This is a genomic window from Achromobacter sp. GbtcB20 (genome assembly GCF_019091095.1).
Lineage (GTDB): Bacteria > Pseudomonadota > Gammaproteobacteria > Burkholderiales > Burkholderiaceae_B > Achromobacter > Achromobacter mucicolens.
Genome location: NZ_JAGXJZ010000001.1, coordinates 195,869 through 222,114 on the forward strand (window position 1 = coordinate 195,869; position 26,246 = coordinate 222,114).

The following is a 26,246-nucleotide window of genomic DNA, read 5'->3' on the forward strand; positions in this document are numbered from 1 at the left end:
TGATTGGGTCAGGTTGGTATGCCGTTGGTGTTTGGTATACCAGATACAAAAATAGTCGATGTTGCGAGCATGAACAACCCATGGCTAACCCTGAACCCTTGATTGCCGATGTCTCCGTCCCCGATTTGGCCATTCACCATCCCACGCTGCCGGCTGTCGTGGCGGAACGGCTGCGCCAGCTCATCATCGATGGCACGCTAAAGCCCGGCACGTGGCTGAACGAACGGGATCTGTGCGATCAACTGAAGATCTCCCGCACGCCGCTGCGCGAGGCGTACCGGATGCTGGCCTCGGATGGCCTGGTGACGCTGCAGCCCAAGCGCGGCGCAATGGTGATCGAGCTGTCCGCCGAGGACATCGAGAACATCTTCGATGTGCTGTCGGTGCTGGAAGGGCTGGCGGTGCGCAGCGCCGCCGAGCGCGCGTCCGACGCGGAGCTGGCGCAGATCGGGCGGCTGCATGCGCAGATGCTTGAAAACTATGAAAAACGGGACATCCGCGCGTATTTTGCGGCCAGCATGGGCACGCACATCGCGATCAATCGCGCCGCGCACAACCCGGCGTTGTCACACTCCTACGACCGGCTGAACCTGCAGGTGCAGGCGCTGCGCTACAAGTCCAATTTCGATCTGGACGAATGGACGACGGCGGTGGCCGACCACGAGGCCTTTGTGCAGGCGTTGATGGCGCGCGACGGCGAACGCGCCGAAGCCCTCATCCGCAAACACGTGGGCGGCAAGAAGGCCTACAACCTGCGCGGGCGCACCGGCGGCGCGGCCTGAGGGCATGGCGGCGCGTCGCGGCCCGTTCGCATGCAGGCGCCTGCCTGCAAGCGGACGGGCGAGTTCAGGCAGGTTGCGCCACCACGCGCTTTCTGCGGATCATGAGCGCCAGCACGGCGGCGATGATGCCGGTCGAGCCCGAGATCACAAAAGCCATCAGGTAGCTGCCCTGGGCTTCGCGCAGGGCGCCCGCCATCCAGGCGGCGCTTGCCGCGCCCATCTGGTGGCCCGCCACGATCCACCCGAAGACGATCGAGGCGTCGCGTTCGCCGAAGGCTTCCGTCGTCAGGCGCAGCGTGGGCGGCACCGTGGCGATCCAGTCCAGGCCAAAAAAGATCGCGAAGATCGACAGGCTGTAGAACGAGAAATCGGAATAGGGCAGGTACATCAGCGACAGGCCGCGCAGCGCGTAGTACACGAAGAGCAGCTTGCGCGGGTCGTAGCGGTCGGTCAGCCATCCAGAGGCCGTGGTCCCGAGCAGGTCGAAGATGCCCATCATGGCCAGCAAGCCGGCCGCCTGCACTTCGGGCATGCCGTGGTCGCCGCAAAGTGCGATCAGGTGCGTGCCCACCAGGCCATTGGTCGTGAACCCGCACACGAAAAAGGTGGCGAACAAATACCAGAACGTGCGCGTGCGGGCCGCGCGCGCCAGCGTGCCGAAGGTGGCGGCCACCATGCCGGTGCGCGGCGCGGCGGGGGCGGGCGTTGCGTGCGGATCGCTGCCAAAGGGCACGAGACCCACGCTGGACGGACGGTCGGGCACCAGCCACCAGGCCAGCGGCACCAGCGCGGCCGCGGCGCCGGCCACCGTCCAGACCACGCGCGTCCAGTCGCCCGACGAGGCCAGCGCGGCCAGCACCGGCAGGAACACCAGCGTGCCGGTGGCGGCGCTGGCGGTCAGAAGGCCCATCATCAGTCCGCGGTGCTTGACGAACCAGCGGTTCACCACGGTCGCGCCCATCACGATCGCCACGGCGCCCGAACTGATGCCCGAGAACACGCCCCAGGTCATGATCAGATGCCAGGGTTCGGTCATGTAGGCGCTGACGGCGCTGGAGGCCGACATCAGGATCAGCGCCGTGATCAGCACGCGCCGCAATCCAAAGCGCTCCATCGCGGCGGCTGCGAAGGGGCCAACCAGTCCGTACAGAAAAATGCCCAGCGCGGCGGCAAACGAGATCGAACTTCGGCTCCATCCGAACGTTTCTTCCAGCGGCACCAGCAGCACACTGGGCGAAGATCGCAGGCCAGCCGCGACCAGCAGCGACAGGAAAATCACGGCAACCACCACGAACGCGTACTTCTGACCGGCGCGGCGGAAGGGGAATGGAGGCTGGGCTATACTCATGTTACTGACCGGTACGTATTAAGGTTTGCGGATAGTACGTACCGGTCAGTAACATCGTCAAGCGAATTTTGGCGACCCTGTTTTCGCAGATGGCCGCTCGCGCTGTTTCGCAGAAAAGGAGCCTCGTATGGCCAGCAAGAGTTTCCCCGCGTCCGCCACCCCCGGCGCCACCCCATCCAAACCGCTCCTGGCGGCCGACCGCATCCGCAAGACCGCGCGCGAGATGTTCTACCGCGACGGCATCCGCGCCGTGGGCGTGGACGCCATCGTCAACCAGGCTGGGGTGACGAAACCCAGCCTGTACCGCAGTTTTTCCTCGAAGGACGAATTGGCGGCTGCGTACCTGCGTGATTACGACGCCGAATTCTGGGCGCGCTTTGACGCCGCGTGCGCCGCCCATCCGGGCGATCCGCGCGCCCAATTGCTCGACTACCTGACCGGCATGGCAGGACGTGCGGTGCAGAACGGCTACCGGGGATGCGGGCTGACGAACGCCGCGGTCGAATACCCCGAACCCAATCATCCGGCCCGGGCCGTGGCCGTTGAACACAAACGCGAATTGCGCCGCCGGCTGAACGCCATGGCCGCCGGGATGGGCGCGGAAGATCCCGAAGCCCTGGCCGATGGACTGCTGCTATTGATCGAAGGTGCGTTCGTATCGAGCCAGCTTTTCGGGGCGGGAGGGCCCGCCGGGCGGGTGGCTTCGATGGCCGACAAGCTGATTCAGGCGCACCTGCCCGGCCGATCAGCCTAGGCCGTCGCACAAACTCGGTGCGTAACCGTGTGCGGCATGCACCGTTGTGGTGGTGTTTGTACCCATTGCGCAACGCCGAAAAAAATGTTTGTGGTTTTTATTGCAACGCAGCATACGCGGATCTAAGATGGATTCACGTTGTTCCACATCGCGCTTTCTCAAGGAGAGAATCATGAGCGATACCGCGTTGAAAAATGCCCGTATGTCGGATGCGCTGGAGCGGTCCCTGATCCGCGAGGCCATCAAGGCGGAAACCCTGTCCGGTCCCACCGCACGCTCGCGCTGGTTGCGCCTGAAGCTGCGCATGGCTGCACTGGGCGGCGCTGTCGGCGAGGTCCTGCACAATATGGACGCCGGCCGCCGTCAACACCCGGTCGTGTCCGCGTACCACTGAAGCACCCCGCCAGAAAAAACGCCAGCTTTGATCGCTGGCGTTTTTTTTGCCTGCCGCTGGCAGGCGGCGCTGGCCCCATCAGGACACGATATCCAGCAGCAGATAGGCGTCCAGCACGATGATGCCCACGGTGGCGCCGATAGCGGCCCAGGCCCACGCGCCTTTCAGCACGTAGCGGCCCATCAGGCTCTTGCGGCAGGCCAGCACGACCAGCGGACCCAGGGCGAAGGGCAGGGCAAGACTCAGGATGACCTGGCTCAGCACCAGCAACCCGTCCGGATCGTTGCCGCCCGTGAACGCCAGCAGGCCGACGGCGGCAGCGCCCGCCACCAAGCGCGTCATCAATGCGCGGCGGCGGTCGGACCAGTTGCTGCCGACCTGGAATCCCTTGGACAGGATGCGTCCGGCCAACACGCCCGTGATGGTGGAGCTTTGGCCCGCGGCGTACAGCGCCACGGCAAACACGACTGCCGCCCCGATGCCCAGCGTGTGGCCGATCACCGCATGCGCATCGTCCAGACTGGACACCGTCATGCCGGATCCGGACAGCGAGGCGGCGGCCACGATCATGATGGCCGAATTGATGAGCATGGCCACGCCCAGCGACACGATCGTGTCGTTGCGCGCCACGCGCATTGCCATCCCCAGCGCCTGCGGCGGCAGGTCCCGCGCCCGCTGCGCAAGCGAGCCCGAATGCAGATAGAGGTTGTGCGGCATGAGGGTCGCGCCCAGAATCCCCAGCGCGATCAAAAAGCCTTGCGGATCGCGCAGCGCGCGGCCGGTCTCGGTGACGCCATGCGCCACTTCCTTCCAGGCCGGATTGGCCTTGAACAGCAGGAACACAAAAGACAGCGCGACCACGGACAACAGCAGGGCGATCACGCGTTCATGCCGGTCGGCATTGCCGCGTGTCATCGCCAGCACGGCAAAGGTGCCGATGCCCGTGACCGCGACGCCCGCGATGAGCGGCAGGCCAAACAGCAACCGCAGCGCAATCGCGCCGCCGATCAGTTCTGCCAGCGCGGTCGCCAGAATGGCGGCCTCGCCGGCAAGCCAGGCTGCCTTGGCCAAACGCGGGGAAAGGTGGCGGGCAGTGAGGGTGGCCAGATCCTGACCGGTGGCAAGCGCCAGGCGCGACACCAGCACCTGAAAACCCAGCGCCAGAAAGGCTGACGTGATGACGACCATCAGCAGGCCGTAGCCAAAGCCGCTGCCGCCGGCGATGTCGGTCGCCCAGTTGCCCGGATCGATGTAGCCGACGGCGACCAGGATGCCCGACCCGACCATGCGGCGCAGGTTCGCGGAAACCCGCGCGTCCTGCGCCAGGGCGGCATTGCCGCCTGATATTGCGTAGATGAATCCGGTCATGTGCTGCTCCTGAGAATGGTTCTCATTGTTCAGGAGCGCACCTGCACCGTCAAATTGATTTTGGCCACGCCTGGGATAGGGCGGGCCAATGATCCGGCCCCGTCGGGAGCCGGATGATCCTCGCGCCGGTCAGGACTTCAGCTTGGCGTCCATCGAGATCTTGGCGTTCAGCACCTTGGAAACCGGGCAGCCCTTTTCGGCTTTGCGGGCGGCTTCCTCGAACGCTTCGGCGGAAGCGCCGGGAATGACGGCCTCCACGGTCAGATGCACGGCGGTGATGGAAAAGCCGTCATCGACCTTGTCCAGCGTGACTTCGGCCTTGGTGTCCAGGCTTTGCGCGACCATGCCCGCTTCGCCCAGGATGTTGGACAACGCCATGGTGAAGCACCCGGCGTGCGCCGCGCCCAGCAGTTCTTCGGGGTTGGTGCCCGGCGTGTCGCCGAAGCGGGTGTTAAAGCCGTAAGGTTGGCTCTTGAGCGCGCCGCTCTGCGTGGAAATCGTGCCTTTGCCAGTCTTCAGATCGCCCGACCAGGCGGCGGTTGCGGTTTTCTTCATACGTGACTCCTGTGTGGGAACGCAGCCGCGTGCGGCGCGTCCGGGGTGGGGAGAGGCGCCGCCGTGGGGGCGGCGCGCCTTGCCTCAGGCGGCACCGTCGATGATACGGCCCGCCACCCCGCCCATCGCGTAAGACACCGGTACGCAACGGCAAGCCGATGTAACGATGGCCTGGCGGGGCATTCACCTCCAACAAGGGTTGGCCACGTCAATAACCGCCGCTGGCGCATCAGGCAAAATAGCGGCATCTCCTTCACTCCCATCCAAGAGCCGTAGTCATGCCTCGCATCCTTGCCCGCTACGCCTGCGCCGTCGCGCTGGCCGTCCCCGCCCTGTCCGCCCAAGCTGAAATCGTGATCGGCGTGGACGTGTCCACCACGGGCCCCGCCGCCGCCATCGGCATCCAGACCAACAACGCGATCCGCCTGTGGCCCAACACGCTGGGCGGCGAACCCGCGCGTTACGTGGTGCTGGACGACGGCACGGACGTCAGCCGGGCGGTCAAGAACATGCGCAAGCTGACCTCCGAGGACAAGGTGGACGCCATCGTCGGCCCCAACATCACAGCTTCCGCGCTGGCCGCCCTGGACGTGCTGGCCGAAACCAAGACGCCGATGATCGCGCTGGCCGCGTCCAGCGTCATCGTGGAACCGCAGTCGGATCCCAAGCGCACCTGGGCCTTCAAGATGCCGCAGAACGACTCGCTGATGGCCACGGTGCTGGTCGAAGACATGAAGAAGAAAGGCCTGAAGAACGTGGCCTTCATCGGCTTTGCCGATTCGTATGGCGACAGCTGGCTGAAGGAGTTCACGGCCGCGGCCGGGTCCGATCTGAAACTCGTCGCGCAAGAGCGCTTCCAGCGCACCGACGCGTCGGTGGTCGGCCAGGTGCTCAAGGTCATTGCCGCCAAGCCGGACGCGGTGCTGATCGCCGGTTCGGGCACGCCGGCCGCGCTGCCCCAGAAAACGCTGCTCGAACGCGGCTACACCGGCGCCGTCTACCAGACGCACGGCATCGGCACGCTTGAATTCCTGCAGGTCGGCGGCAAGGACGTGGAGGGCACCCTGTTCCCCACCGGCCCGGGTGTGGTGGCGCGCGAGTTGCCTGATTCCAACCCGGTCAAGAAGGTGGCGGTGGCCTTTGCGGACAAGTACGAGCAGCAATACGGCCCCCATACGCTGACCCAGTTCGCCGGGGACGCCTATGGCGCCTGGATGCTGCTGGATTCGGCGGTGGCTCGGGCCCTCAAGACGGGCGCCAAGCCCGGCACGCCCGAGTTCCGCCTGGCACTGCGCGACGCGCTGGAAAACACCCGTGATCTGGTCGTTCCCAATGGCGTCTTGAACATCACCAAGGAAAACCATCAGGGATTCGATGAGCGCGCCCGGGTGATGGGCACGGTCAAGAATGGACGCTTTTCCTACGCCCAATAAACGGTGCCATATCTATCTACCGTTCGTAACGTGTCCTAACGCGTCATAGGGCAACGAACGTCAAAAGCAGGCTTAGGCCTGCTTTTTCACGTCTATATCATTCGTGTCGAAATCATTTCTTAGCGTATTATTTTTAGTGAAGCCATGTACCTAGAAATAAATTCGGGAGAAAGATTCATGACCCTCATCCAATCCAGACGACTACTGTTGGCCCTTGGCCTGGGCGTTCTCGCGGCGTGTTCGGACTCGGGCGGCGACAAGACCGCGGCAACAGGCGACGCGCCAGCCAGCAGCGTCAGTACGCTGGAAGCCGCCAAGTCGGCCGGAAAGATCCGTATCGGCTACGCCAATGAGGCGCCGTTTGCCTACATGGACAGCAAAGAGGCCAAGGTTACCGGCGAGTCGGTGGAAATCGCCCGCGTGGTGCTCAAGCGCATGGGCATCAACGAGGTGGAAGGGGTCCTGACCGAATTCGGTTCGCTCATCCCGGGGCTTGCGGCCAAGCGTTTCGACATCATTGCGGCGGGCATGTACATCACGCCCGAGCGCTGCCAGCAGGTGGCGTTCTCCAACCCCACCTATGGCGTGGGCGAAGCGTTCCTCGTCAAGGACGGCAATCCCAAGAACCTGCACAGTTACGAAGACGTGGCCAAGAACCCCGATGCCAAGCTTGGCGTGGTGGTGGGCGCCATCGAGGGCGATTACGCGCAGAAGGTCAACATTCCGGCAGGGCAGGTGGTCGTGTTTCCGGATGCGGTCAGCGCGCTGTCCGGGGTGCAGGCCGGCCGCGCCGATGCCTATGCCGCGACCGCGCTTACCATCAACGACCTGATGGGCAAGACGCAGGCGGGCAGCGGCCTGCAAAAGGCCGAGCCGTTCACGGACCCGGTCATCGACGGCAAGGGCGTGCGCGGTTACGGCGCCTATGCCTTCCGCACGGACGACAAGGCCTTCGCGGACGCCTTCAACGCCGAGCTCGCCAAGTTTATTGGCACCGACGAACACAAGAAGCTCGTCGAGCCGTTCGGCTTCACGGCCGACGAACTGCCCCAAGGGGTGACCGCGGACAAGCTCTGCAGCGGACAGTAAGGGGCGCCGATGCAGTTGATGTCTGAACATATCGCGCAGCTTGTGCCGCCCCTGCTCGAGGGGCTGGTCGTCACGCTGCAGATCATGGCGGGCGCCGTGGTCCTGGCGGTGCCGCTTGCGCTGCTGTCGGGGCTGGGCCGCCTGTCGTCCCTGCGGCCCGTGCGTTGGGCGGCGTCGATCTACGTCGAGGTCTTTCGCGGCACGTCGGCCCTGGTGCAGCTCTTCTGGTTCTACTTCGTGCTGCCGCTCTTTGGCGTGCAGCTGCCGGCCATGCTGGTCGGCATCGTGGTGCTGGCGCTGAATGCGGGCGCGTATGGGGCGGAAGTGGTGCGCGGCGCCATCCGGGCCGTGCCGCCCGGGCAGCGTGAAGCCGGCGTGGCGTTGAACCTCACGCGCCGTCAGATCATGCAGCGCATCGTGCTGCCGCAAGCCGTGCCGGCCATGCTGCCGCCCGCCGGCAACCTGCTGATCGAGCTCCTGAAGAACACGGCCCTGGTGTCGCTGATCACCATCACCGACCTGACGTTCCGCGGCCAGCTGCTGCGCAGCGAAACCCTGCGCACGACCGAGATCTTCACGCTGATGCTGCTGATGTACTTTGCCGTGGCCCTGTTGATCACCGCGGGCGTGCGTCTGCTTGAGCGGAGGGTCCGAGTCCGATGACACCGATATTTGACTGGTCTTTCGCCCTGGAAATCCTGCCCACGCTAGGGTCGGCGCTCTTGATCACGATCCAGGCTACCGTGCTCGGCATGCTGGTGGCGGTGACGTTGGGGCTGGTGCTTGCCATGCTCCGGCGGTCGCGGCTGCGCATCGTGTCGATGCCCACGGCGTTTTTCATCGAGTTCGTGCGCAGCACGCCGCTGCTGGTGCAGATGTATTTCCTGTTCTATGTCTTGCCGCTGACTGGCGCGCAGATGTCGCCGCTCATGACGGGGATCGTGGCGCTGGGCCTGCACTACGCCACCTATTGCGCCGAGGTGTACCGCGCCGGCATTGAAGCCGTGCCACGCGGCCAGTGGGAAGCGGCCACGGCGCTGAACATGTCGCGCTGGCGTACGGCGGTGGGCGTGGTGCTGCCGCAGGCGATCCCGCCGGTGGTGCCCGCGCTGGGCAACTATCTGGTGGCGATGTTCAAGGACACGCCGCTGCTGTCGGCCATCACCGTGGTCGAGCTGCTGCAGCAAAGCAAGATGATCGGATCCGCGACGTTCCGGTACACCGAACCCCTGACCCTGGTGGGCCTGCTGTTCCTGGCGCTGAGCCTGGTCGCGGCCTGGGGCGTGCGCGGCCTGGAGGCCCGCCTGCAACGATATGGAGGAAAACGATGAGCGCCAGCGTGAGCATCAAGAATCTGCACAAGCGTTTTGGAGACGTGGAAGTCCTGCGAGGCATCAACCTCGAGATCCCGGCGGGGCAGACCGTGGCGGTCATCGGCCCGTCGGGTTCGGGCAAGTCCACGTTGCTGCGCGTGCTGATGACGCTGGATCCGCCCACCAGCGGCGACATCGAGATCGATGGCGAGCCGATGTGGACCGATGCGCAGGGCCGGCCTGCCGGCGTCAACTCCGCGCACCTGCGCCAGGTGCGCGGCAAGATCGGCATGGTGTTTCAGCACTTCAACCTGTTCCCGCACATGACGGCGCTGGGCAACGCCATGGAGGCGCCGCTGCACGTGCTGGGCATGCCGCGCGACCAGGCGCGCGATCGCGCCGTCGAGTATCTGGATATGGTGGGTTTGAGCGACAAGCTCGACGTTTATCCCGCGCAGCTATCGGGTGGGCAGAAGCAACGGGTGGGCATCGCGCGCGCGCTGGCGATGTGCCCGCAGGTGATGCTTTTCGATGAAGTCACGTCCGCGCTCGACCCCGAGCTGGTCGGCGGCATCCTGCAGATCCTGCGCGACCTGTCCGCCCGCCGCAGCATGACGATGATCATCGTCACGCACCAGATGAAGTTCGCCGAACGCAGCTCGGACCGCACGCTGTTCTTCGATCAGGGCAACATCGTCGAGGATGCCGAGTCGTCCGTGCTGTTCAGCCAACCCAAGGAGGCGCGCACGCGCCAGTTCCTGGATTCGGTGATCGAAGGGCAGTAGGCGATGGGGTAACCCTGCCGGGGGCGTTGGGATTGACGGCGTTTGCCCGGCCGGGCGCTATGCTGTGTCGTCCAACGCACCCGGAGCCTGCCCGCATGAGCCATCTGTTCAGCCCCACGTCAATCGGCAATGTCGCCTTGGCCAACCGCATCGTCATCGCACCCATGTGCGAATACTCCGCCGAAGCGGGCTGTGCCACGGATTGGCACATGATTCACCTGGGGCACCTGGCGCTGTCGGGCGCCGCGCTGCTTTTTACCGAAGCCACCGCGGTCGAGGCCGATGGCCGCATCTCTCCCGGAGACCTGGGCCTGTGGTCCGACGAGACCGAAGCCGCGCTGGGCAAGGTGGTTGCCGCCGTGCGCCGTTACTCGCCCATCAAGCTGGGTATCCAGCTGGGCCATGCCGGCCGCAAGGCTTCCAGCGACGCGCCTTGGAACGGCGGCCAGCTGGTGCCGGAAAGCGCTGGCGGCTGGCAGGGATGGGCGCCGTCCGCCGTGCCGCACAACGCACACGAGCCCGCGCCCCATGCGCTGGACGCGGCGGGCCTCGAGCGCATCCGCCATGCGTTCGTCGACAGCGCCCGGCGCGCGCTAAGCCTGGGCTTTGACGCCATCGAAGTGCATGCCGCGCATGGCTATCTGCTGCACCAGTTCCTGTCGCCGCTGTCGAATCAGCGCGACGACGCCTACGGCGGATCGCTGGAGAACCGCATGCGCTTTCCGCTGGAAGTCTTCCAGGCCCTGCGCGAGATCGTGCCGCAATCGGTGGCGCTGGGTGTGCGCGTGTCCGCGACCGACTGGGTCGAGGGCGGCTGGGACCTGGAACAGACGTTGACCTTCGCCGAAGCGCTAAAGGCGCGCGGCTGTGAGTTCATCGACGTCTCGAGCGGCGGCGTGTCGCCACAGCAGAAGATCCCGGTCGGGCCGAACTACCAGGTTCCCTTCGCCGAGGAAATCAAGCGCCGGATCGGCATGCCTACGATCACGGTGGGCCTCATCACCGAGGCCCAGCAGGCCGAGGACATCATTGCGCAGGGCCAGGCCGACATGGTCGCGCTGGCGCGCGGCATGCTCTACGACCCGCGCTGGCCGTGGCACGCGGCCGCCCAGCTGGGCGGCCAGGTCAGCGCGCCAAAGCAATACTGGCGGTCGCAGCCGCGCGAGTTGAAGGCGTTGTTCGGCGAGACGCGCTTCGGCCAGCGCTAGCGCCGATAGGGCATTGCGAGCTTCATTTTTTCAATGGCTCGGCTTGCTGGATGGAACAGCGATAGCTGATTCCGGCGTAGTAGTCTTTCACTGTTGGCGTCTCAGGAAAGCGGAACGTGGTCATGGCTGAGAACTGAGTGGTTTCGTAATAGATGCCACCCCGCATGACTTTCTCTGTGCCGCTTTCCGGGCCGCGCGGATTGTCGACCGGCGAGTGCTGGTAGTACTGGGGGTCGTACCAGTCGTTCACCGATGATCTGGCATTCTCTCCCATTTCGTAAAGGCCAATCGGGTTCGGGGGGAATGAACCGACGTCGACCAAACGGAAGGTGCCGAACTCCGTGCTGTGCACATTTCGGCCATAGTCCAGGCTGCCGGTGTCGGTGGGATAGACGACATATCGGCCGCCGGAGCGGGCGGCATATTCGTATTGCGCTTCGGTGGGCAGGTCCACGGGCAGGCCGCTCATCTCGCCCAGCCACAGGCAGTAGTCCTTGCCGTCCTGCCATTGGCTGCGCGCAGGGAGGTCCGGCTTGAATTGCCTTGCCTGGCGGACACGGTAGGGCTCGCTCAAACCACTCGCCCTCTCTTCTTCCGTGAGTTCCGAGCGGTACAGGGGCTTGCCGTTCATCAGACGATAGCGATCATCCTCGCCGATGGTGGTGTGGTACTTGGCCATGTAGAAGCTGTCGAGGCGGACCTTGTGCAAGGGACGGGCATCGGATTCGGGCACCAGCGGCAACAACGCGTCAAGATCCTGCCCGCATGGCCATTCGCACATGTTGGTGGGGTCGTATTCGCTCACCCAGCCGAAATCGCCCATCTCGAAGGTGCCGCCTTCGATAAAGACCATGTTGTCGATGGCGGTGACGACCTGCTTGAGCAAGGCCAGGCGCTCTTGGGCAGGATGTTGGCGGTAGCGCTGTTCGATGCGCTTGGAGATGGCGGCGACGTGAGTCGCGGACAGGCTTTGGCTGTCGACAGGGGGGGCGTGACAGGCGCTAAGGGCTAACAGACCTGCCACGGGCAATAGAAGACGGTGTATCGCGAGCTTCATTTTTTCAATGGCTCGGCTTGCTGGATGGAACAGCGATAGCTGATTCCGGAGTAGTAGTCTTTCATTGTCGGCATCTCAGGAAAGCGGAACGTGGTCATGGCTGAGAACTGAGGGGTTTCGTTGTAGATGCCGCCCCGCATGACTTTCTCTTTGCCGCGTTCCGGGCCTCGCGGATTGTCCACCGGCGAGTGCTGGTAGTACTGGGGGTCGTACCAATCGTTCATCCATGATCTGGCGTTCTCACCCATTTCGTAGAGACCAATCGGGTTCGGGGGGTATGAACCGACGGCAATCAAACGGTGTGTACCGAACTCCCCGCTGTGCACATTTCGGCCATAGTCCAGGCTGCCGGTGTCGGTGGGATAGACGACATATCGGCCGCCAGAGCGGGCGGCATACTCGTACTGCGCTTCGGTGGGCAGGTCCACGGGCAGGCCGCTCATCTCGCCCAGCCACAGGCAGTAATCTTTGCCGTCCTGCCAATGAGCACGCGCCGGGAAGTCCGGCTTGAACTGCCTTGCCTGGCGGACACGGTAGGGCTCGCTCAAGCCACTCGCTCGCTCTTCTTCCGTGAGTTCCGAACGGTACAGGGGCTTGCCGTTCATCAGTCGATAGCGATCATCCTCGCCGATGGTGGTGTGGTACTTGGCCATGTAGAAGCTGTCGAGGCGGACCTTGTGCAAGGGACGGGCATCGGCTTCGGGCACCAGCGGCAACAACGCGTCGATCTCCTGCCCGCATGGCCATTCGCACATGTTGGTGGGGTCGTATTCGCTCACCCAGCCAAAATCGCCCATCTCGAAGGTGCCGCCTTCGATAAAGACCATGTTGTCGATGGCGGTGACGACCTGCTTGAGCAAGGCCAGGCGCTCTTGGGCAGGATGCTTGGGGTAGCGCTGCTCGATGCGCTTGGCGATGGCGGTGACGTGCGTCGCGGACAGGCTCTGGCTGTCGACTGGTGGGGCGTGACAGGCACTCAGGGCAAACGCCCCCGCCACGGGCAATAGAAGACGGCGCATCGCGAGCTTCATTTCTTCAATGGCTCGGCTTGCTGGATGGAACAGCGATAGCTGATTCCGGAGTAGTAGTCTTTCAATGTTGGCGTCTCAGGAAAGCGGAACGTGGTCATGGCTGAGAGCCGAGTGGTATCGTAGTAGATGCCACCTCGCATGACTTTTTCTGTGCCGCTTTCCGGGCCGCGCGGATTGTCGACCGGCGAGTGTTGGTAGTACTGGGGGTCGTACCAGTCGTTCACCCATGATCTGGCGTTCTCTCCCATTTCGTAAAGGCCAATCGGGTTCGGCGGGAATGAACCGACGCCGACCAAACGGAAGGTGCCGAACTCCGTGCTGTGCACGTTTCGGCCATAGTCCAGGCTGCCGGTGTCGGTGGGATAGACGACATAGCGGCCGGCGGAGCGGGCGGCGTATTCGTACTGCGCTTCGGTGGGCAGGTCCACGGGCAGGCCGCTCATCTCGCCCAGCCACAGGCAGTAGTCTTTGCCGTCCTGCCATTGGCTGCGCGTAGGGAGGTCCGGCTTGAACTGCCTTGCCTGACGGACACGGTAGGGCTCGGTCAAACCACTCGCCCTCTCTTCTTCCGTGAGTTCCGAGCGGTACAGTGGCTTACCATTCATCAAACGATACCGGTCATCCTCGTCAACGGTGGTGTGGTATTTGGCCATGTAGAAGCTGTCGAGGCGGACCTTGTGCAAGGGACGGGCATCGGCTTCGGGCACCAGCGGCAACAGCGCGTCGAGCTCCTGCCCGCATGGCCATTCGCACATGTTGGTGGGGTCGTATTCGCTCACCCAGCCGAAATCGCCCATCTCGAAGGTGCCGCCTTCGATAAAGACCATGTTGTCGATGGCGGTGACGACCTGCTTGAGCAAGGCCAGGCGCTCTTGGGCAGGATGTTGGCGGTAGCGCTGTTCGATGCGCTTGGAGATGGCGGCGACGTGAGTCGCGGACAGGCTTTGGCTGTCGACCGGGGGGGCGTGACAGGCGCTCAGGGCGAAGAGCCCTGCCACGGAGAATAAAAGACGGTGCATCGATAAAGCTCCCTAAGTTCAGGCTTTCATGCTTGAGCCACGGCGATGAAGTTCTTCGTTGCGTGCCGTCACCAGCACATTATGTTTGTTATGAGGAAGGACGGGATTCCAGGGCGACATCGCCAACTGGGTGTTGACCGGGGCTTGACCGGGGTAAGCAGCCAGCGCATCAAGGAACCGCGAAAACTCCCTTGTCTGCTGATCATTCAGGAAGCTTCTGATGTGTTTGAGTCCATCCTTGGCCGATTCGCGCGTTCCACTTTCGTTCACGCGCTCCAGCGTCAAGTAGAAGTGCCGCCAGGTCCGCACGGCGCGCAGCAACTTGATGATTGCTCGTTCGCGGTCCTCGCTGTAGGTGAGCACATAGTCGACCCCCAACGTGTAGATTGCCGGCCCCATGACCTCGGGTGGGAGTTCATTGAGTGCAATACTTTGGCCATGAACGTCCAGGGGTTTGCCTTCGAGAATGCGCTTGGCGAGTCCCTGGGCTGCGCCGATACGATTGTTGCGTTCATCCCACCATTCTTCGATCGACCGTAACCCTCCCTTGAGTATCGATTCGATGGTGGCGCCGGGGGTGCTCAACGTCTTCATCACGACTTGAGCGAACAACGTAAAGGCTTTGTTATCAATGCTCAGAAGGTGCCGATAATCGATGCTGCTCAGGTTGCGGTAGACCACCATGATGAGGTTGCCGATGTGTTCCAGGTTGACCATGGTCGCGAAGCCGCCGGCTGCGCCGGGCCCGAGCACCACCTGCGCCTTGACGTGGAAATACAGCCGAAGGCCGGTCATTTCGATTTTGAAGTCCAGCTCCGCGCCTGCGCCGAAGGCCACGTTGCCTTCGCCCTTTACCTCAAGCAACGCCTGCCAGGTGGCGTCGGGGTGATGCTGGTTTTCGGGGGGCATCCATTCAAATGCACCTATCAATGAACCGCCCGCTTGTGCGCCGGCGAAGGCGCTTCCCTGCAGTCTGACCGCACCGCCGCGGCTGCTGAGCTCAGGCGATGTCAGCAGGGCGCTGCCACCCGCGGGGCTGCTTTTCCACTTGACGCCCGCGGTTGCGGACCCCGAGGCCACTGCCCCGACAAAGCAGCTCAGCTCCAGCGCGCCCTTGATGCGGAAGGCGCCGAAGCGGTGGTAAATCATTTGACGGTCGGCATTGCGATAGGCAAAGAAGCAATCGTATCCGCCTTGGCTGGGAAGGTATCGCTCCAGGCTGATCTTGCCCTCGGCAAGCGAAAAGCTTGCCTGCGCCTTCATGCCAACGGATATCTCCCCGTTCTTGGGGTCAAAGCCCGTGAACCCCACGCTGGCCTGCGCGGCAAATCGCAGCAAATGCGCTTCTGCGTTGGCAGCGTAAGGGGCGCTGTCGTGCTTGTTCGAGCTCAAGTTGATCGCTTCCAAGTGCAACGCATTGAGCGCGCAGTCGTCCTTGGCAGTCCATGTCACAAGCTTGGCTTCCAGGTTGCCAAGCGGCTTGGCGCTGTCTTCGTTTAGCCCGCGGGCCACCCGTTCGCGGATTCGGGTGATCAGCTGCTTGCCGCGAATCCGCAAGTCGTCGTCGTTTAGCGGGGATTTTGCATTAAGCATGCTGACATCCACGCGGAAGTGTTCGCGAAGCACGGCGAGGTAGCGCTGCGGGATGTAATAGTGCTTGTCGGGACGGCTGACGACGATGATTTCGACAATGCCGTTTCTGTCGGCGGCGACGGTGACTTGACGTTGCCCCTGATCTCGGCCACCTTCCGAAATCGATGGCATGGTGGCGCTGGCGGTGGTTTCGGTGTCTTTGACGGGTGCAGGCAGTTGTTTTTCGAGGTCGGCGATGAGGCCGTCGATGGCTGTTGGCATTCGCTGACCAATCTTGCAGGTGTCTTGCCCGTTCCACCAATTGCACATATCGTCAAATTCTTTGCGCTGTTCGCGCAGCTGAGACAGGCGCCCTCGGATGTCTTCGGCGGATTCGATTCTTTCCAGCTCGGCTGTTGGCGTGATGTCGTCGAGTGCCATCAAGCCCGCGGCTTCGGCTTGCCTGGCCCAACGCAGCTTGCGGCAGCCCTGGCAGGGACAGGTGTCTACGCTTGCCTGTCCGCTGGAGGCGGCGCAAGGAGTCGGCTTGACGGCGTCGGCGATTATTTCCCGGAACCGCTTCATGAGCGCATCGACGGTTTCGATTTGCTTGCGAAGCGCAGCCTGCTGTTTTTCCGTCAGCACGTAGTAGATGTTGCCTTCGCCCGTGATGTGGACGATGTCGGCCATGGGTTCCGAACACCGCGGTGCGCATTCGGCCTTGCTGTCGAGATCGCTGTCGGCATGTTTGGGGGGAGGGAGCGTTGCGGCGCTTGTCATGAGGCCTTTCCTTCTTCAAAGAGGTCTTCCAGCAAGGAGAGGCGCTCCGACTGCAGGCGGGTAGCGTCGCGCAGCAGGGACTCGACGTGCGGATGGCGACGATGGAAGTCCTGGCCATGGACCAAGGCAAGGCGAAACCAGCGTTCCAGCCTTGCGAGCTGCGTGATGCCATAACAGGCGGCATCCGTCAGTGTCCGGTAGCTCCATCGATGATCCGCATCACTGTCTCCGCGCGGAAAGCATTGCTCGTAGTCCAGCGTCAGCGCGGCGGCGGTATCCCAACGGCGTTCATCATCCAGGCGGGCCAACAGTGCCTTGTCGAAGACGGGACGTGTCCTTTCTTCCTCGGCATCGAGTGGGTCAGACGCCCAATGGTTCCAGCGCCCCATGTCGTGCCACGACAGCGCCTGCCACGGACCGGCCAGGGCTTGGCGTTGCGCCGGCGTCAGCACCGTCAGCAAGGCGCGAGTCCAGCGCGGGTCAAACCAGCGCAGCTGCATGGGCCTTTCACCTTCTCCCGTGACGCTGAGCCACGTTCGGCAGTGATTGCAGAGTTGCTCCCAGGTGGCGCCGTCCTTGGGAAACAAGGTGATGCCCATCGGTTCGTGTTCCATGCGGCTGAGGATGTCGCCCATGACACGGCTGCCGCGCCATGTCTGGACCAGATGTGGTCCCACGTTGCTCAAAGGTTGAAGCGGGGTGCCCAGAAAGAGCGGCTCGACCGCCCACCCCTCGGCATCGCGTTCCGCATAAAGGGATGCGAGCAAGTTGTCGTCAATTGCGGCATCCAGAAGCACACAATGGCGATCCAGGTCCGGCGGCAACGGAATTTCCGCCTGCTGGATCAACCCGGGTAACCGGTCAGTGGCGTAGGTGAATTTTGCAGCGTCCATCAGCATCGAACTCGCAGGTTGGGGAAACAAGCAGTGCGCCTTCCTGCGCGGCGCGCAGGTACTCATGCGGTGCTAGCGTCAAGGGTTCGGAGTCCCATGAAGTCAGCGGACGCGGCGCGGCGCCTAACCGGATGGGCACGCTGCTGTGGATTCCACTTGGGTCCAGGCGAATTGCCTGCCCCCCGGCCTGAAGGGTGAGACTGATACCGCCATCAAGGACGAGTTCGTCGCCCGCGTTAAGTTGCATGCGTCTGCCGGCACGGATGAGATAACTGCCGCCTATGCTCGTGGTTTGGTCCCCCCCGACATGCAGGACGTCGTCGGCTTGAGCATTTACCGTGCGTTTCCCCTCCACCAATAGCGTCGAGGTTGCCTGCACCTGGGTCGTGTCGGTGCCGGCGACGCTCAGGGCGCGGTTGCCGGCGATATGGATGGTCTCGTCGTTTCCGACGCGCTCCACGCGGTCATGCCCGATGAAGGTGGTTTCGTCGTTGTTGACGTGGTTGTTCTGATCCTTCTGGGCATGGAAGTAGATTTCTTCCAGCCCGGCCTCGTCCTCGAAGCGCATCTCGTTAAAGCCCTGGCCCTTGTGGGTCTGGCTTTTGATCGTCATCCGGGTCTTGTGCCGGGGCAGCTCGTAGGGCGGTGGCTGCGTGGCCATGTAGGTGCGGCCAACGATGATGGGTTGGTCGGGATCGCCATTCATGAAGTTGACCAACACCTCCTGTCCGATGCGCGGGATGGCCATGTGCCCCCATGCCGCGCCAGCCCAGTTCTGCGCCGCACGTACCCAGCAGGAGCTTTGGCCGTCAAAGTTGCCCAGGCGGTCCCAGGGGAATTGAATCTTCACCCGGCCCCATTCATCACAGTAAATCTCTTCGCCGGGCGGGCCGACGACGGTGGCCGGCTGACTGCCGTCAATGCGCGGCTTGGGTAGCGGCTCGGCGCGCCATTCGGTGCAGTCGGTGACCAGTTCGGCGGCATAGCTGTAGCGGGTGCCCTGCTCGGAATCGGTGCCGTCCTCGGCTTGGCTGGTGTGCTGGATGCCGTGGTGCTGGATGCGCACCGGGCGCCAGGCGCTGTTCCACTCATCTCGGGGGTGGCCTGCCAGCTCGAAGGAGATGCCAGGTAGCAGCCGTGGGTCGTCGCCTTCGACCCGGGCGATGCGCGCGTCACGGCGGTGGCCGCGCAAGCGGTTCTCGGTGAAGGGTTTGCCGGCCTCGTTTCTCTTGTAGCGGCCGGGGTAGTCGTACCGCTCGTAAGGCCGACGAGCGTCCTGCGCAAGGTCACGGCCGCGCAGGCTGTGTTGCTGGTCGTAGCCGGGGTTGGTGAACACGTAGTCGCGCTGGGTTTGTTGCGCGGTGCGTACGTTCTCGACGTAGCGAAAGCGGCGCAGCGCTGGGGCGGCCGCGTCGCCGCCGGCGTTGGGGTTGTACAGCACCGGGGCGTCGCCGATGCTGCCCTGGACGGCCAGCCGGTCGCTGTGAATCAGCCGGTGGCCATCGGCGTTATGCAGGAAGGTGTAGTAGAAACCTTCCTCGCGTGCAATGCGCTCCAGGAATTGGTAGTCGGTGTCGCCAGCCTGCACGCAGTACTCGCGGGGCAGGTGCTGATTGGTGACGATCAAGCCATGGTTGAGAATGCCATGGCGCTTGAGCGCACCCTCGATGATCTCCGGGACGCTCTGGGTTTGGAAGACGCGCCAATCCGAGGACAGTTTGAGCCGTGCCAGTTCGGGCTCGATGACGGCACGGTAGCGGGTGCGGCGGAAACCAGTCTCGCCCTGTTCCAGCGCGCTGACCAGGCCGTGGACGTGGCGCACCGGCTGTTCGCCGTGCCACAGTGTGAACAGCGCGGGCCGGTCCAGCACTTGGCCGAAGTCGACCGCGGGATCGGAGCTGGCCAGGTCCAGTTCAAGGCGGAAGGTCTCGGACAGCGCTTCGTCCAGGGTAAATTCGATGACGTCGAATTCCATCCCGTCGACCACGCGGAAGGTGAAGCGCAAGTCACTCTGGTGGGCCATCCTTGTCTTCCATGGGAGTCAATCAAGTGTCAAACGTCACTTGTATTGCCAGGGACCATGCAAGGAAATCAGAGGATATCTAAACTGCGCTCAAATACGGGGGCTTTGGATTCGGCCGTGCCTGGAGCTCCCGGCCTCCCATGTGGAGGTCGGAGGCTGACATCGGTTCGTTTTTTTATTCCCACACCGAGGCAGGCCAGGCGCAACGCTGCCCCAAGGTTCGAAGTGATGTGGAAGTGCCGAGTGCGAGGGGGCCATGTACGGCACTAGGCGCCTACTATTCTTCGGCGCAGGAAGGCGGCATTTGGCTAAAGCTTGGCCGCGGGGTCTTAAGAGGGCAGCAGCGGCTTACAGCCGCGCGTAGGCCGCTTCCAGTTCGCGGTGCAGGATCTCGGCAAAGTCCGCGCTGGCCGGATCCTGCTGGGACAGCAGGCGCGCGAGCACGACGTTGTCTTCCTCGCCGTTCCAGATCTTGATGTAGGTGCCTTCCTTGTAGCCGTGCTGCTGGCGGAAGATGTTCAGCACGTTCTTGGACACGTACTGCGTGTAGGCGTCGTTCCAGGTCATGTCGCACGCGGTCATGGTCTGCTCCAGGACCTTGAAGCTGGCGCGGCCGCATACCGCCAAGCCGCCGATCAGCTCGAGCAACTCCGGCACGTTCAGGGCGGCGAGGTCATGGGACTTGCCGTCCAGCGTGACGGTGACGGGCGAGGCCAGGTCAGCGACCAGCGCGCGCGCGGCGGCCTCGACGTCGCCCGCCGATTGAACGATCGTGTGCGACAGGTAAAAGTGCAGGATGTCGACCAGTTCCATCTGGACCTGGGGCAGGTCGATGGTTTGCTTCTTCCACCACTTCCAGCCGTAGTGTTCCAGCGCTTCGGCCGACTCGACGAAGGCGGCGCGCAGGAAGCGGGCGCCGCCATTGACCCAGTCCGGATTGATCATGCTGTTCAGGTGGCCTTGCAGCTTCAGCATCGTGGCCGCCTGGGCCTGGTTCAATCCGACTACGTTGTTCACTTTCACTCCGGGGATGGGGCTGATTCAATGGCCGGAAATGTTAGCACCAACGCCCGCCGGCCACGCGCCGGCGCGTCAGGCGCCGTCCTTGCGATACGAGGAAGGCGTCAGGGGCGGCAACTTGTTCAGGGGCGTCTTGCGGGGATTGCGGGCGCCTCGGGCTGCCTTGAACAGCATGAAGGCAAAGAACGCCAGGAATAGGGCGGGCATCAGCTCATCCAGTTCGAACTGGGGGCTGTGCAGCGCACGGAAGGCGATGTTGGCGGCGGCCCAGCCCGCCATGATGCCGGCCACGGTCAATACGACGCCGAGCTTGCGCCGTCCCGCCTGACGGGCGAGGGTGATGTTGGCTTCGTCGGGCTGGCCCGGCGCCGTCGCCAAAGGCGCTTGCGACGCAGAGCGCGACCGCGGGGCGGACGAAGCCGTATTGCCCCACGGGGCTTCCGACAGCGAACCCGGGGTGGGAGAGGGCGGCGCCGCCACGGGGATGGGCACCGTCACCGGGGACGTCTGCCTGCGGGCGTCGCGCCGGCTTGCGATGCGGCCAGGCGAGGCGCCGCCGGCGCTGGTCAACTCTTCGATATAGCGCGCGAAATCGCCGTTCTTGGGCTCGGCATCGATGGCCATGACGCTCTCCGGATCAATTGCCTCGCCGCACGCGCACCGGTTGGCGGCGCTTGCGCACCATGGCGAGGAGAAGCCCGCATCCTAGCAAAACCGACAGCCCCGCGCCGATCATCATGGCGATCTGCTGGGCGTTTTCCGCCGTGCCCAGGCTGCGCGCGGTGATGTAGCCGGGCGCCAGCATCAGCGGCATCCAGAGCACGGCCGACAGCACGTTGGCGATCTGGAAGCGGCTGTGCGCCATGCCCATCACGCCCGCGACGGTGGGAATCGTGGAGCGGATGGGGCCCAGGAACCGGCCGATCAGCACGGACGCAAAGCCGTAGCGGTAAAAGAACAGGCGCGCCCGGGCCACGCCGGTGCGCTGCTGCTTGAGCGGCCAGCGCCGCAGCACGCTCGGGCCCGCCCAGCGCCCCAAGAAGTACGACAGCGCGTCGCCCACGATGGCGCCCGCGATGCCCCAGGCGATCACGCCCCAGGGCGCGAGCGTGCCGGAGCCGATGAGGCCGCCCGTGAGCAGCAGCAGCGCGGTGGCGGGAATGAACAGCCCCAGGAGCACCATGGACTCGCCCATCGTGAGGAGGAATGTGATCGGTCCGGCCCAGGCCTGGTTGGCCTCGATGAACTGGCCGATCTGAGTGATGTATTCATCCATGAATGCAAAGTTGAAAATTAGCTGAACGCAATCGGGTATGTTAACGCCTGCAGGGCCAGCCGGATCGCGGGTAGGCCTTTTGGTGGAACGCTCGACGATGGAGAAACATGGATTCAGTTACACAAGCGGTGCTGGGCGCCGGCATCCAGGGCGCCATGCTGGGGCGCGTGCAGGGCAGACGCGCCCTTGTCTATGGCGCGGCGCTGGCCACCCTGCCGGATCTGGACGTCCTGATGCGCTATCCGGATCCGGTGTCGCTCATGACGTATCACCGGGGCTTTTCGCATTCCGTGTTCGTGCTGACGGGCCTTGCGATGTTGCTGGCGTGGCTGATACGCAGGTTCTGGCCCACTGCGCCCTATAGCGGGCGGCGGCTCTTTCTGACGATATGGCTGGTGCTGATCACGCATCCCATCCTGGATGCCTTCACGGTATACGGCACCCAATTGTTCTGGCCGCTGGCGCTGACGCCGGAGAGCTGGTCGTCCGTCTTCATCATTGACCCGGTGTACACCGTGCCGCTGCTCATAGGCGTCGTGTTTGCGATCATCTCCGGCATCACCCGCACCGCTCGGCGCGTGCTGGTGGGGGCGCTGGTGTTCAGCACCGCTTATCTGGGCTTCGGGCTGGCAGGCAGGATGGCGGCCGAGCAGCGCGTGCACGAGGTGATGCAGGCGCAGGGCATTGCAGTCACACAGGTGCGGGCCATCCCCATGCCCTTCAATACGCTGGTGTGGCGCGTAATCGCCAAAAGTGGCGATGGCAGCTATTACGAATCGGTCAGCAGCCTCTTTGATCGCCATCCCCCGGAATGGGTGCGGCTGCCGCTCAACCTGGAGGCGGGCCGCGTCCTGGCCGGTGTGCCGCTGCATGAGCGCTTGCGCTGGTTCACGGACGACTGGCTACGCTACGACGTCATCGACGATGCGCTGGTGGTGTCGGATCTGCGCATGGGCATGGCAGGGCATTACACGTTCCGCTTCAAGATGGCCGAGCGTGCGACGGACGGCGCATGGAACGCCATCACACCGTCGGTCTGGCCCACCAACCGCGGCGGCTGGGATGAAATGAAGCTGGTGCTCGGCCGCATCCTGGATGCGCACCCGCCCTTGCCGTTGGCGCAATGGTCCGAGTTGGCCACGAAGTAAGACCCGCCGGATACTCGTCCGCACTTTGAAGGCCTCCGTGAACGCGGGGGCCTTTTTCTTTCCGGGGCCGTATTGACCTGTTTCCATCGCTTGCATTATTCTTGTTCTCTAATAAGGAACTTAGGTTCCGGTTTATGGAACAAGTATGAGTATTCTTGACGGCGTCCAGCGCGTGCTCTCGCTCTATGCGGAAGGCGCGGCCGAATTGAGCTTCACGGAGGTCGCGGCGCGGCTGTCCATGCCCAAAAGCACGGCGTCGCGCCTGTTGAACCAGATGCAGAACTACGGCCTGCTCGACCAGGACGCGGGCACGCGCCGCTACCGCCCCGGCGCGCTGCTGGCGCAGGCGGTGCGCGCCGGCATGGCCGCCACGCCGCTGGACGAAGCCTGCCGCGGCGTGCTGGCCCGCTTGTCCGACGACAGCGGGTTGACCGCCTATCTCTCCACGCTCAACCAGCGTGAAACCGTCGTGCTGCAACGCTTGAATGGCTCGCACCCCGTGCAGGTGCTGTCGCCGCCCGGCTCGCGCCGTGCCGCGTCCGGCACCGCGATGGGGCGCGCGCTGCTGTCGCGCCTGACCGATGCCGAATTCGAGGCGCTGTACGGCGCCGACCCCGCCCAGCCACTGCCCGTCGAAGGGCGCGACTGCCCGGCCACCGTGGGCGACCTGGCACGCCTGGTGGCGCAGACGCGCGCCGACCATTGCGGGGTCGCCATCGACCAGGCGATGCCCGGCATCGGCGCCGTGGCCGCCGCCGTGCGCGACCCGGCCACCGGCGAGCTGCGCGGGCTATGCCTGTCGTTCGTCTCCTTCCAGGCCGACGCGGCGCGCGTGGCCGTGCTGCGCGAATCGGTCCTGCAGCAGGTGGGCGCGCTGGGCCGCGAGTTGAACGATCCCTACTGGCTGAACTGACCGCCTGAATTCACGGCGCTGGCCGCAATGCGCCGCGCCCAGAACCCTTACCCCTTCGGACTCTGACTTCCATGAACCTTCTGCTCCTCAGCAATTCCAGCAGCGACGCCGGCTACCTGGTGCACGCCATGCCGGACATCCGCGAACTGATTGAATCCCTGCCGCAAGGCGCGCCGGCCGTGTTCGTGCCGTACGCCGGGGTCACGCGCAACTGGGACGACTACACGGCGCTGGTCTCGTCCGCGCTGGCCGACACGGGGCTGGCCATCCAGGGCCTGCATACGGCCGAAGATCCCGTTGCCGCGCTGGAGGCCGCGTCGGTCATCATCGTCGGCGGCGGCAACACGTTCAATCTGCTGGGCCAGCTGCGCCGCCAGGGCCTGCTCGAGGTCGTGACGCGCCGTGTGCGCGCGGGTGCGGCCTATCTGGGCTGGAGCGCGGGCTCCAACCTGACGTGTCCCACCATCTGCACGACGAACGACATGCCCATCACCGACCCGCAAGGCTTTGATGCATTGGGCCTGTTGTCCTTCCAGATCAATCCGCATTACACCAACGCGCACCCTCCGGGCCACCGCGGCGAAACGCGCGCCCAGCGTCTGGCCGAGTTCTGCACGCTGAATCCGGCCATGCCGGTGCTCGGCCTGCCCGAAGGCGCCGGTCTGCGCGTGCGCGGCCACAAGATCGCGCTGGTCGGTCCGCACGATGCGCCGCTCTTCCTGGGGCGCGAAGAACCGCGCATGTTCCGTCCCGGCCCCGTGGAAATCCCGGCATGAAGCAGGTCATCGACGTTATCGAATTGCTGTCGTCCGCGCACGTCACGGGCGAGTCCGTGGCGCAGGTGCTGCGCGACGCCGGCCATTGCGAAGTGCAGGTCACGCACCTGGAGCGTGACGGTCTTGCCACCGACTTCCTGTCCATCGTGATTCCCGGCGCGGATGCCTCGGCCCCGCAATTGGGCATCGTGGGCCGCTTGGGCGGCATCGGCGCGCGCCCAGCGGTGACGGGCCTGGTGTCCGACAGCGACGGCGCCGTCGTCGCAATCGCCGCCGCGCTCAAGCTGATGGCGATGGCGCAGCAGGGCGACGTACTGCCCGGCACGGTCCGCATCCGCACGCACATCTGCCCGCGCGCCGGCACGCGGCCGCATCATCCGGTGCCGATGATGCGCTCGCCGTTCCCCATGCGCGAAATGATGTCGCACGAGGTGGATCCGCGCATGGACGCGATCCTGTCGGTGGACACCACGCGCGGCAACCGCCTGGTCAACAAGCGCGGCGTGGCGCTGACCCCGGTGGCCAAGCAGGGCTACCTGCTGCGCATCCCCGAAACCATGCTCGACGTCATGGGCTGGGTCAGCGGTGAGCTGCCGGTCACGCTGCCGTTGACCACCCAGGACATCACGCCCTACGAAAACGGCTTGTGGCACGTCAATTCGCTGATGCAGCCGGCTATCGTCACGGATGCGCCGGTCGTCGGCGTGGCGTTGACCGCGCAGACCACCGTGCCCGGTTGCGCCACCGGTGTCACCAACGCCGTGGACGCGGACGTCGCCATGCGCTTCTGCATCGAGATCGCCAAGTTGTACGGCCAGCGCGCCATGAGCTTCTTCGACGACGCCGAGTGGCACGCGCTGCAGGCCCGCTATGGCTCGATGGCGCACTTGCAGACCGTGGGCCGCGAAGACGGAGCCGCGCAATGAGCGCCCGCACACCACGCCGCGTCGCGTTCTTCACGATCGGTCAATCGCCGCGCAGCGACGTCGTGCCCGAGATGGCGCCCGTGTTGGGCGCCCACGTGCGCATCGACGAGTTCGGCGCGCTGGACGGCCTGGACGCTGCGGGGCTGGCCGCGCTGGCGCCGCGGCCCCGCGAATACCGCTTTGCCACGCGCCTGCGAGACGGTTCCCAGATCGAACTGGACGCCGCGGCCGCCGAGGCCCGGCTGGCGCACGTGATGCGAGAGGCCGACGGGCAGGGGTACGACGTGCTGGTGCCGCTGTGCACCGGCACGGCCATCGCGCCCATGCGCACGCTGGTGGTGGAGCCGCAGCAGGTCGTGGACCACCTTGTTGCTGGCCTTGCGCAGCACTGCCGCAAGGTCGGGCTGGTCGTTCCGCTTGAGGCCCAGGTCGACGCTTTTCACATGGCCGTGCCGCTGGAATGCGAAACGCAGGTCGTGCACGCCTCGCCCTACGAGGCCGACGCGCAGCAGGCCGCCCGCAACTTCGAGGCGGCCGGGCGCGAACTGGCGTCCTGCGACGTGATCGTCATGCACTGCATGGGCTACGCGCAGGGCATGCGCGATGCCGTGGCGCAGGTGTCGGGGCGCCCCGTGCTGCTGTCCAACCGCATGGTGGCCCAGGCCCTGGCACAAATACTGGAATAACGCCGCCGGACGCAATCCCGAAGCTCTGGCCGCACGGACTCGCGCGGCCGGTTCGGGCGAGCGGCGAGAGGAGACGAAGCCGACTTCGTCAATCAAC

The 26,246-nt window shown here is 64.5% G+C and carries 26 protein-coding genes; 14 read left to right on the plus strand and 12 right to left on the minus strand.

Going from position 1 to position 26,246, the window contains the following annotated elements; all coding sequences use genetic code 11:
• The first annotated feature begins 80 nt into the window (after window positions 1-80).
• A complete protein-coding gene (locus KVT32_RS00885; RefSeq protein ID WP_056324320.1) occupies window positions 81-782 on the plus strand; it encodes a GntR family transcriptional regulator in 702 nt (233 codons plus the stop codon).
• 64 nt (window positions 783-846) lie between these two features.
• Here KVT32_RS00885 and KVT32_RS00890 read toward each other — a convergent pair whose 3' ends face one another.
• Window positions 847-2,130, minus strand: coding sequence for an MFS transporter (locus KVT32_RS00890; protein WP_217617515.1), 1,284 nt, complete (start codon window positions 2,128-2,130; stop codon window positions 847-849).
• A gap of 127 nt (window positions 2,131-2,257) precedes the next feature.
• Between KVT32_RS00890 and KVT32_RS00895 the strand changes: the two genes are divergently transcribed.
• Both KVT32_RS00895 and KVT32_RS00900 read left to right on the plus strand, forming a co-directional pair.
• Window positions 2,258-2,884, plus strand: a complete 627-nt coding sequence (locus tag KVT32_RS00895) for a TetR/AcrR family transcriptional regulator (RefSeq protein ID WP_217617516.1) — start codon at window positions 2,258-2,260, stop codon at window positions 2,882-2,884.
• A gap of 172 nt (window positions 2,885-3,056) precedes the next feature.
• Window positions 3,057-3,278, plus strand: coding sequence for a hypothetical protein (locus KVT32_RS00900; protein WP_056324328.1), 222 nt, complete (start codon window positions 3,057-3,059; stop codon window positions 3,276-3,278).
• A 78-nt stretch (window positions 3,279-3,356) separates the two neighbouring features.
• On the opposite strand, the gene KVT32_RS00905 is transcribed toward KVT32_RS00900, so the two are convergent.
• A complete protein-coding gene (locus KVT32_RS00905) occupies window positions 3,357-4,646 on the minus strand; it encodes an Nramp family divalent metal transporter (protein ID WP_175155785.1) in 1,290 nt (429 codons plus the stop codon).
• A 129-nt stretch (window positions 4,647-4,775) separates the two neighbouring features.
• Entirely contained in the window at window positions 4,776-5,201 is a 426-nt protein-coding gene (locus KVT32_RS00910) for an OsmC family protein (protein WP_062840687.1), read from the minus strand.
• A gap of 278 nt (window positions 5,202-5,479) precedes the next feature.
• Between KVT32_RS00910 and KVT32_RS00915 the strand changes: the two genes are divergently transcribed.
• From KVT32_RS00915 to KVT32_RS00940, 6 genes are all read left to right on the plus strand, one after another.
• Window positions 5,480-6,634: an ABC transporter substrate-binding protein gene (locus tag KVT32_RS00915; protein WP_063955464.1), complete on the plus strand. Its 1,155-nt coding sequence runs from the start codon at window positions 5,480-5,482 to the stop codon at window positions 6,632-6,634.
• Between the two features lie 177 nt (window positions 6,635-6,811).
• Window positions 6,812-7,723 carry an ectoine/hydroxyectoine ABC transporter substrate-binding protein EhuB gene (gene ehuB / locus KVT32_RS00920; protein ID WP_152384792.1) on the plus strand — a complete coding sequence of 304 codons (912 nt, stop codon included), beginning with the start codon at window positions 6,812-6,814 and terminating at the stop codon, window positions 7,721-7,723.
• Between the two features lie 9 nt (window positions 7,724-7,732).
• Window positions 7,733-8,386 (plus strand): ectoine/hydroxyectoine ABC transporter permease subunit EhuC, encoded by a 654-nt coding sequence (ehuC, locus tag KVT32_RS00925; RefSeq protein WP_062840689.1) that lies wholly within the window; start codon window positions 7,733-7,735, stop codon window positions 8,384-8,386.
• Window positions 8,383-9,054 (plus strand): ectoine/hydroxyectoine ABC transporter permease subunit EhuD, encoded by a 672-nt coding sequence (ehuD, locus tag KVT32_RS00930; RefSeq protein ID WP_063955466.1) that lies wholly within the window; start codon window positions 8,383-8,385, stop codon window positions 9,052-9,054. The genes ehuC and ehuD overlap by 4 nt, the downstream gene beginning before the upstream one ends.
• Window positions 9,051-9,821 carry an ectoine/hydroxyectoine ABC transporter ATP-binding protein EhuA gene (gene ehuA / locus KVT32_RS00935; RefSeq protein ID WP_152384791.1) on the plus strand — a complete coding sequence of 257 codons (771 nt, stop codon included), beginning with the start codon at window positions 9,051-9,053 and terminating at the stop codon, window positions 9,819-9,821. The genes ehuD and ehuA overlap by 4 nt, the downstream gene beginning before the upstream one ends.
• Before the next feature lie 95 nt (window positions 9,822-9,916).
• Window positions 9,917-11,029 carry an NADH:flavin oxidoreductase/NADH oxidase gene (locus KVT32_RS00940; RefSeq protein WP_152384790.1) on the plus strand — a complete coding sequence of 371 codons (1,113 nt, stop codon included), beginning with the start codon at window positions 9,917-9,919 and terminating at the stop codon, window positions 11,027-11,029.
• 22 nt (window positions 11,030-11,051) lie between these two features.
• Here KVT32_RS00940 and KVT32_RS00945 read toward each other — a convergent pair whose 3' ends face one another.
• From KVT32_RS00945 to KVT32_RS00985, 9 genes are all read right to left on the minus strand, one after another.
• Window positions 11,052-12,086 carry an SUMF1/EgtB/PvdO family nonheme iron enzyme gene (locus KVT32_RS00945; RefSeq protein WP_217617517.1) on the minus strand — a complete coding sequence of 345 codons (1,035 nt, stop codon included), beginning with the start codon at window positions 12,084-12,086 and terminating at the stop codon, window positions 11,052-11,054.
• Window positions 12,083-13,117, minus strand: a complete 1,035-nt coding sequence (locus KVT32_RS00950; RefSeq protein ID WP_152384788.1) for an SUMF1/EgtB/PvdO family nonheme iron enzyme — start codon at window positions 13,115-13,117, stop codon at window positions 12,083-12,085. The genes KVT32_RS00945 and KVT32_RS00950 overlap by 4 nt, the downstream gene beginning before the upstream one ends.
• The gene (locus KVT32_RS00955) at window positions 13,114-14,136 is read right to left on the minus strand and encodes an SUMF1/EgtB/PvdO family nonheme iron enzyme (protein ID WP_152384787.1); all 1,023 of its coding nucleotides are present in this window, start codon (window positions 14,134-14,136) and stop codon (window positions 13,114-13,116) included. The genes KVT32_RS00950 and KVT32_RS00955 overlap by 4 nt, the downstream gene beginning before the upstream one ends.
• A gap of 18 nt (window positions 14,137-14,154) precedes the next feature.
• Window positions 14,155-16,398, minus strand: a complete 2,244-nt coding sequence (locus KVT32_RS00960) for a hypothetical protein (protein WP_217617518.1) — start codon at window positions 16,396-16,398, stop codon at window positions 14,155-14,157.
• Window positions 16,399-16,484: 86 nt separating this feature from the next.
• On the minus strand, window positions 16,485-17,387 hold the full coding sequence (locus tag KVT32_RS00965; RefSeq protein WP_217617519.1) for a DUF4123 domain-containing protein: 903 nt from the start codon (window positions 17,385-17,387) through the stop codon (window positions 16,485-16,487).
• A complete protein-coding gene (locus KVT32_RS00970) occupies window positions 17,350-19,404 on the minus strand; it encodes a type VI secretion system Vgr family protein (RefSeq protein ID WP_217617520.1) in 2,055 nt (684 codons plus the stop codon). The genes KVT32_RS00965 and KVT32_RS00970 overlap by 38 nt, the downstream gene beginning before the upstream one ends.
• 348 nt (window positions 19,405-19,752) lie before the next feature.
• Window positions 19,753-20,403 (minus strand): dUTPase, encoded by a 651-nt coding sequence (locus KVT32_RS00975; protein WP_217617665.1) that lies wholly within the window; start codon window positions 20,401-20,403, stop codon window positions 19,753-19,755.
• Window positions 20,404-20,496: 93 nt separating this feature from the next.
• Window positions 20,497-21,048 (minus strand): hypothetical protein, encoded by a 552-nt coding sequence (locus tag KVT32_RS00980; protein WP_217617521.1) that lies wholly within the window; start codon window positions 21,046-21,048, stop codon window positions 20,497-20,499.
• A gap of 13 nt (window positions 21,049-21,061) precedes the next feature.
• Window positions 21,062-21,700 (minus strand): DedA family protein, encoded by a 639-nt coding sequence (locus KVT32_RS00985; RefSeq protein ID WP_217617522.1) that lies wholly within the window; start codon window positions 21,698-21,700, stop codon window positions 21,062-21,064.
• Between the two features lie 107 nt (window positions 21,701-21,807).
• Between KVT32_RS00985 and KVT32_RS00990 the strand changes: the two genes are divergently transcribed.
• The 5 genes from KVT32_RS00990 to KVT32_RS01010 all read left to right on the plus strand — a co-directional run bounded on the left by KVT32_RS00990 (window position 21,808) and on the right by KVT32_RS01010 (window position 26,149).
• A complete protein-coding gene (locus tag KVT32_RS00990; RefSeq protein WP_217617523.1) occupies window positions 21,808-22,848 on the plus strand; it encodes a metal-dependent hydrolase in 1,041 nt (346 codons plus the stop codon).
• 145 nt (window positions 22,849-22,993) lie between these two features.
• The gene (locus tag KVT32_RS00995) at window positions 22,994-23,761 is read left to right on the plus strand and encodes an IclR family transcriptional regulator (RefSeq protein WP_217617524.1); all 768 of its coding nucleotides are present in this window, start codon (window positions 22,994-22,996) and stop codon (window positions 23,759-23,761) included.
• A gap of 71 nt (window positions 23,762-23,832) precedes the next feature.
• Window positions 23,833-24,537 carry a dipeptidase PepE gene (gene pepE / locus KVT32_RS01000; RefSeq protein WP_062840701.1) on the plus strand — a complete coding sequence of 235 codons (705 nt, stop codon included), beginning with the start codon at window positions 23,833-23,835 and terminating at the stop codon, window positions 24,535-24,537.
• Window positions 24,534-25,463 carry a DUF1177 domain-containing protein gene (locus KVT32_RS01005; protein ID WP_217617525.1) on the plus strand — a complete coding sequence of 310 codons (930 nt, stop codon included), beginning with the start codon at window positions 24,534-24,536 and terminating at the stop codon, window positions 25,461-25,463. Before pepE ends, KVT32_RS01005 begins: the two co-directional genes overlap by 4 nt.
• Window positions 25,460-26,149 carry an AroM family protein gene (locus KVT32_RS01010; protein ID WP_217617526.1) on the plus strand — a complete coding sequence of 230 codons (690 nt, stop codon included), beginning with the start codon at window positions 25,460-25,462 and terminating at the stop codon, window positions 26,147-26,149. The genes KVT32_RS01005 and KVT32_RS01010 overlap by 4 nt, the downstream gene beginning before the upstream one ends.
• Window positions 26,150-26,246 lie beyond the last annotated feature (97 nt).

Bases quoted from the DNA above. Each gene is read 5' to 3' on its own strand.
- KVT32_RS00885 (WP_056324320.1), top strand. From the start codon at position 81: ATGGCTAACCCTGAACCCTTGATTGCCGATGTCTCCGTCCCCGATTTG.
- KVT32_RS00890 (WP_217617515.1), bottom strand. From the start codon at position 2,130: ATGAGTATAGCCCAGCCTCCATTCCCCTTCCGCCGCGCCGGTCAGAAG.
- KVT32_RS00895 (WP_217617516.1), top strand. From the start codon at position 2,258: ATGGCCAGCAAGAGTTTCCCCGCGTCCGCCACCCCCGGCGCCACCCCA.
- KVT32_RS00900 (WP_056324328.1), top strand. From the start codon at position 3,057: ATGAGCGATACCGCGTTGAAAAATGCCCGTATGTCGGATGCGCTGGAG.
- KVT32_RS00905 (WP_175155785.1), bottom strand. From the start codon at position 4,646: ATGACCGGATTCATCTACGCAATATCAGGCGGCAATGCCGCCCTGGCG.
- KVT32_RS00910 (WP_062840687.1), bottom strand. From the start codon at position 5,201: ATGAAGAAAACCGCAACCGCCGCCTGGTCGGGCGATCTGAAGACTGGC.
- KVT32_RS00915 (WP_063955464.1), top strand. From the start codon at position 5,480: ATGCCTCGCATCCTTGCCCGCTACGCCTGCGCCGTCGCGCTGGCCGTC.
- ehuB (WP_152384792.1), top strand. From the start codon at position 6,812: ATGACCCTCATCCAATCCAGACGACTACTGTTGGCCCTTGGCCTGGGC.
- ehuC (WP_062840689.1), top strand. From the start codon at position 7,733: ATGCAGTTGATGTCTGAACATATCGCGCAGCTTGTGCCGCCCCTGCTC.
- ehuD (WP_063955466.1), top strand. From the start codon at position 8,383: ATGACACCGATATTTGACTGGTCTTTCGCCCTGGAAATCCTGCCCACG.
- ehuA (WP_152384791.1), top strand. From the start codon at position 9,051: ATGAGCGCCAGCGTGAGCATCAAGAATCTGCACAAGCGTTTTGGAGAC.
- KVT32_RS00940 (WP_152384790.1), top strand. From the start codon at position 9,917: ATGAGCCATCTGTTCAGCCCCACGTCAATCGGCAATGTCGCCTTGGCC.
- KVT32_RS00945 (WP_217617517.1), bottom strand. From the start codon at position 12,086: ATGAAGCTCGCGATACACCGTCTTCTATTGCCCGTGGCAGGTCTGTTA.
- KVT32_RS00950 (WP_152384788.1), bottom strand. From the start codon at position 13,117: ATGAAGCTCGCGATGCGCCGTCTTCTATTGCCCGTGGCGGGGGCGTTT.
- KVT32_RS00955 (WP_152384787.1), bottom strand. From the start codon at position 14,136: ATGCACCGTCTTTTATTCTCCGTGGCAGGGCTCTTCGCCCTGAGCGCC.
- KVT32_RS00960 (WP_217617518.1), bottom strand. From the start codon at position 16,398: ATGGCCGACATCGTCCACATCACGGGCGAAGGCAACATCTACTACGTG.
- KVT32_RS00965 (WP_217617519.1), bottom strand. From the start codon at position 17,387: ATGCTGATGGACGCTGCAAAATTCACCTACGCCACTGACCGGTTACCC.
- KVT32_RS00970 (WP_217617520.1), bottom strand. From the start codon at position 19,404: ATGGCCCACCAGAGTGACTTGCGCTTCACCTTCCGCGTGGTCGACGGG.
- KVT32_RS00980 (WP_217617521.1), bottom strand. From the start codon at position 21,048: ATGGCCATCGATGCCGAGCCCAAGAACGGCGATTTCGCGCGCTATATC.
- KVT32_RS00985 (WP_217617522.1), bottom strand. From the start codon at position 21,700: ATGGATGAATACATCACTCAGATCGGCCAGTTCATCGAGGCCAACCAG.
- KVT32_RS00990 (WP_217617523.1), top strand. From the start codon at position 21,808: ATGGATTCAGTTACACAAGCGGTGCTGGGCGCCGGCATCCAGGGCGCC.
- KVT32_RS00995 (WP_217617524.1), top strand. From the start codon at position 22,994: ATGAGTATTCTTGACGGCGTCCAGCGCGTGCTCTCGCTCTATGCGGAA.
- pepE (WP_062840701.1), top strand. From the start codon at position 23,833: ATGAACCTTCTGCTCCTCAGCAATTCCAGCAGCGACGCCGGCTACCTG.
- KVT32_RS01005 (WP_217617525.1), top strand. From the start codon at position 24,534: ATGAAGCAGGTCATCGACGTTATCGAATTGCTGTCGTCCGCGCACGTC.
- KVT32_RS01010 (WP_217617526.1), top strand. From the start codon at position 25,460: ATGAGCGCCCGCACACCACGCCGCGTCGCGTTCTTCACGATCGGTCAA.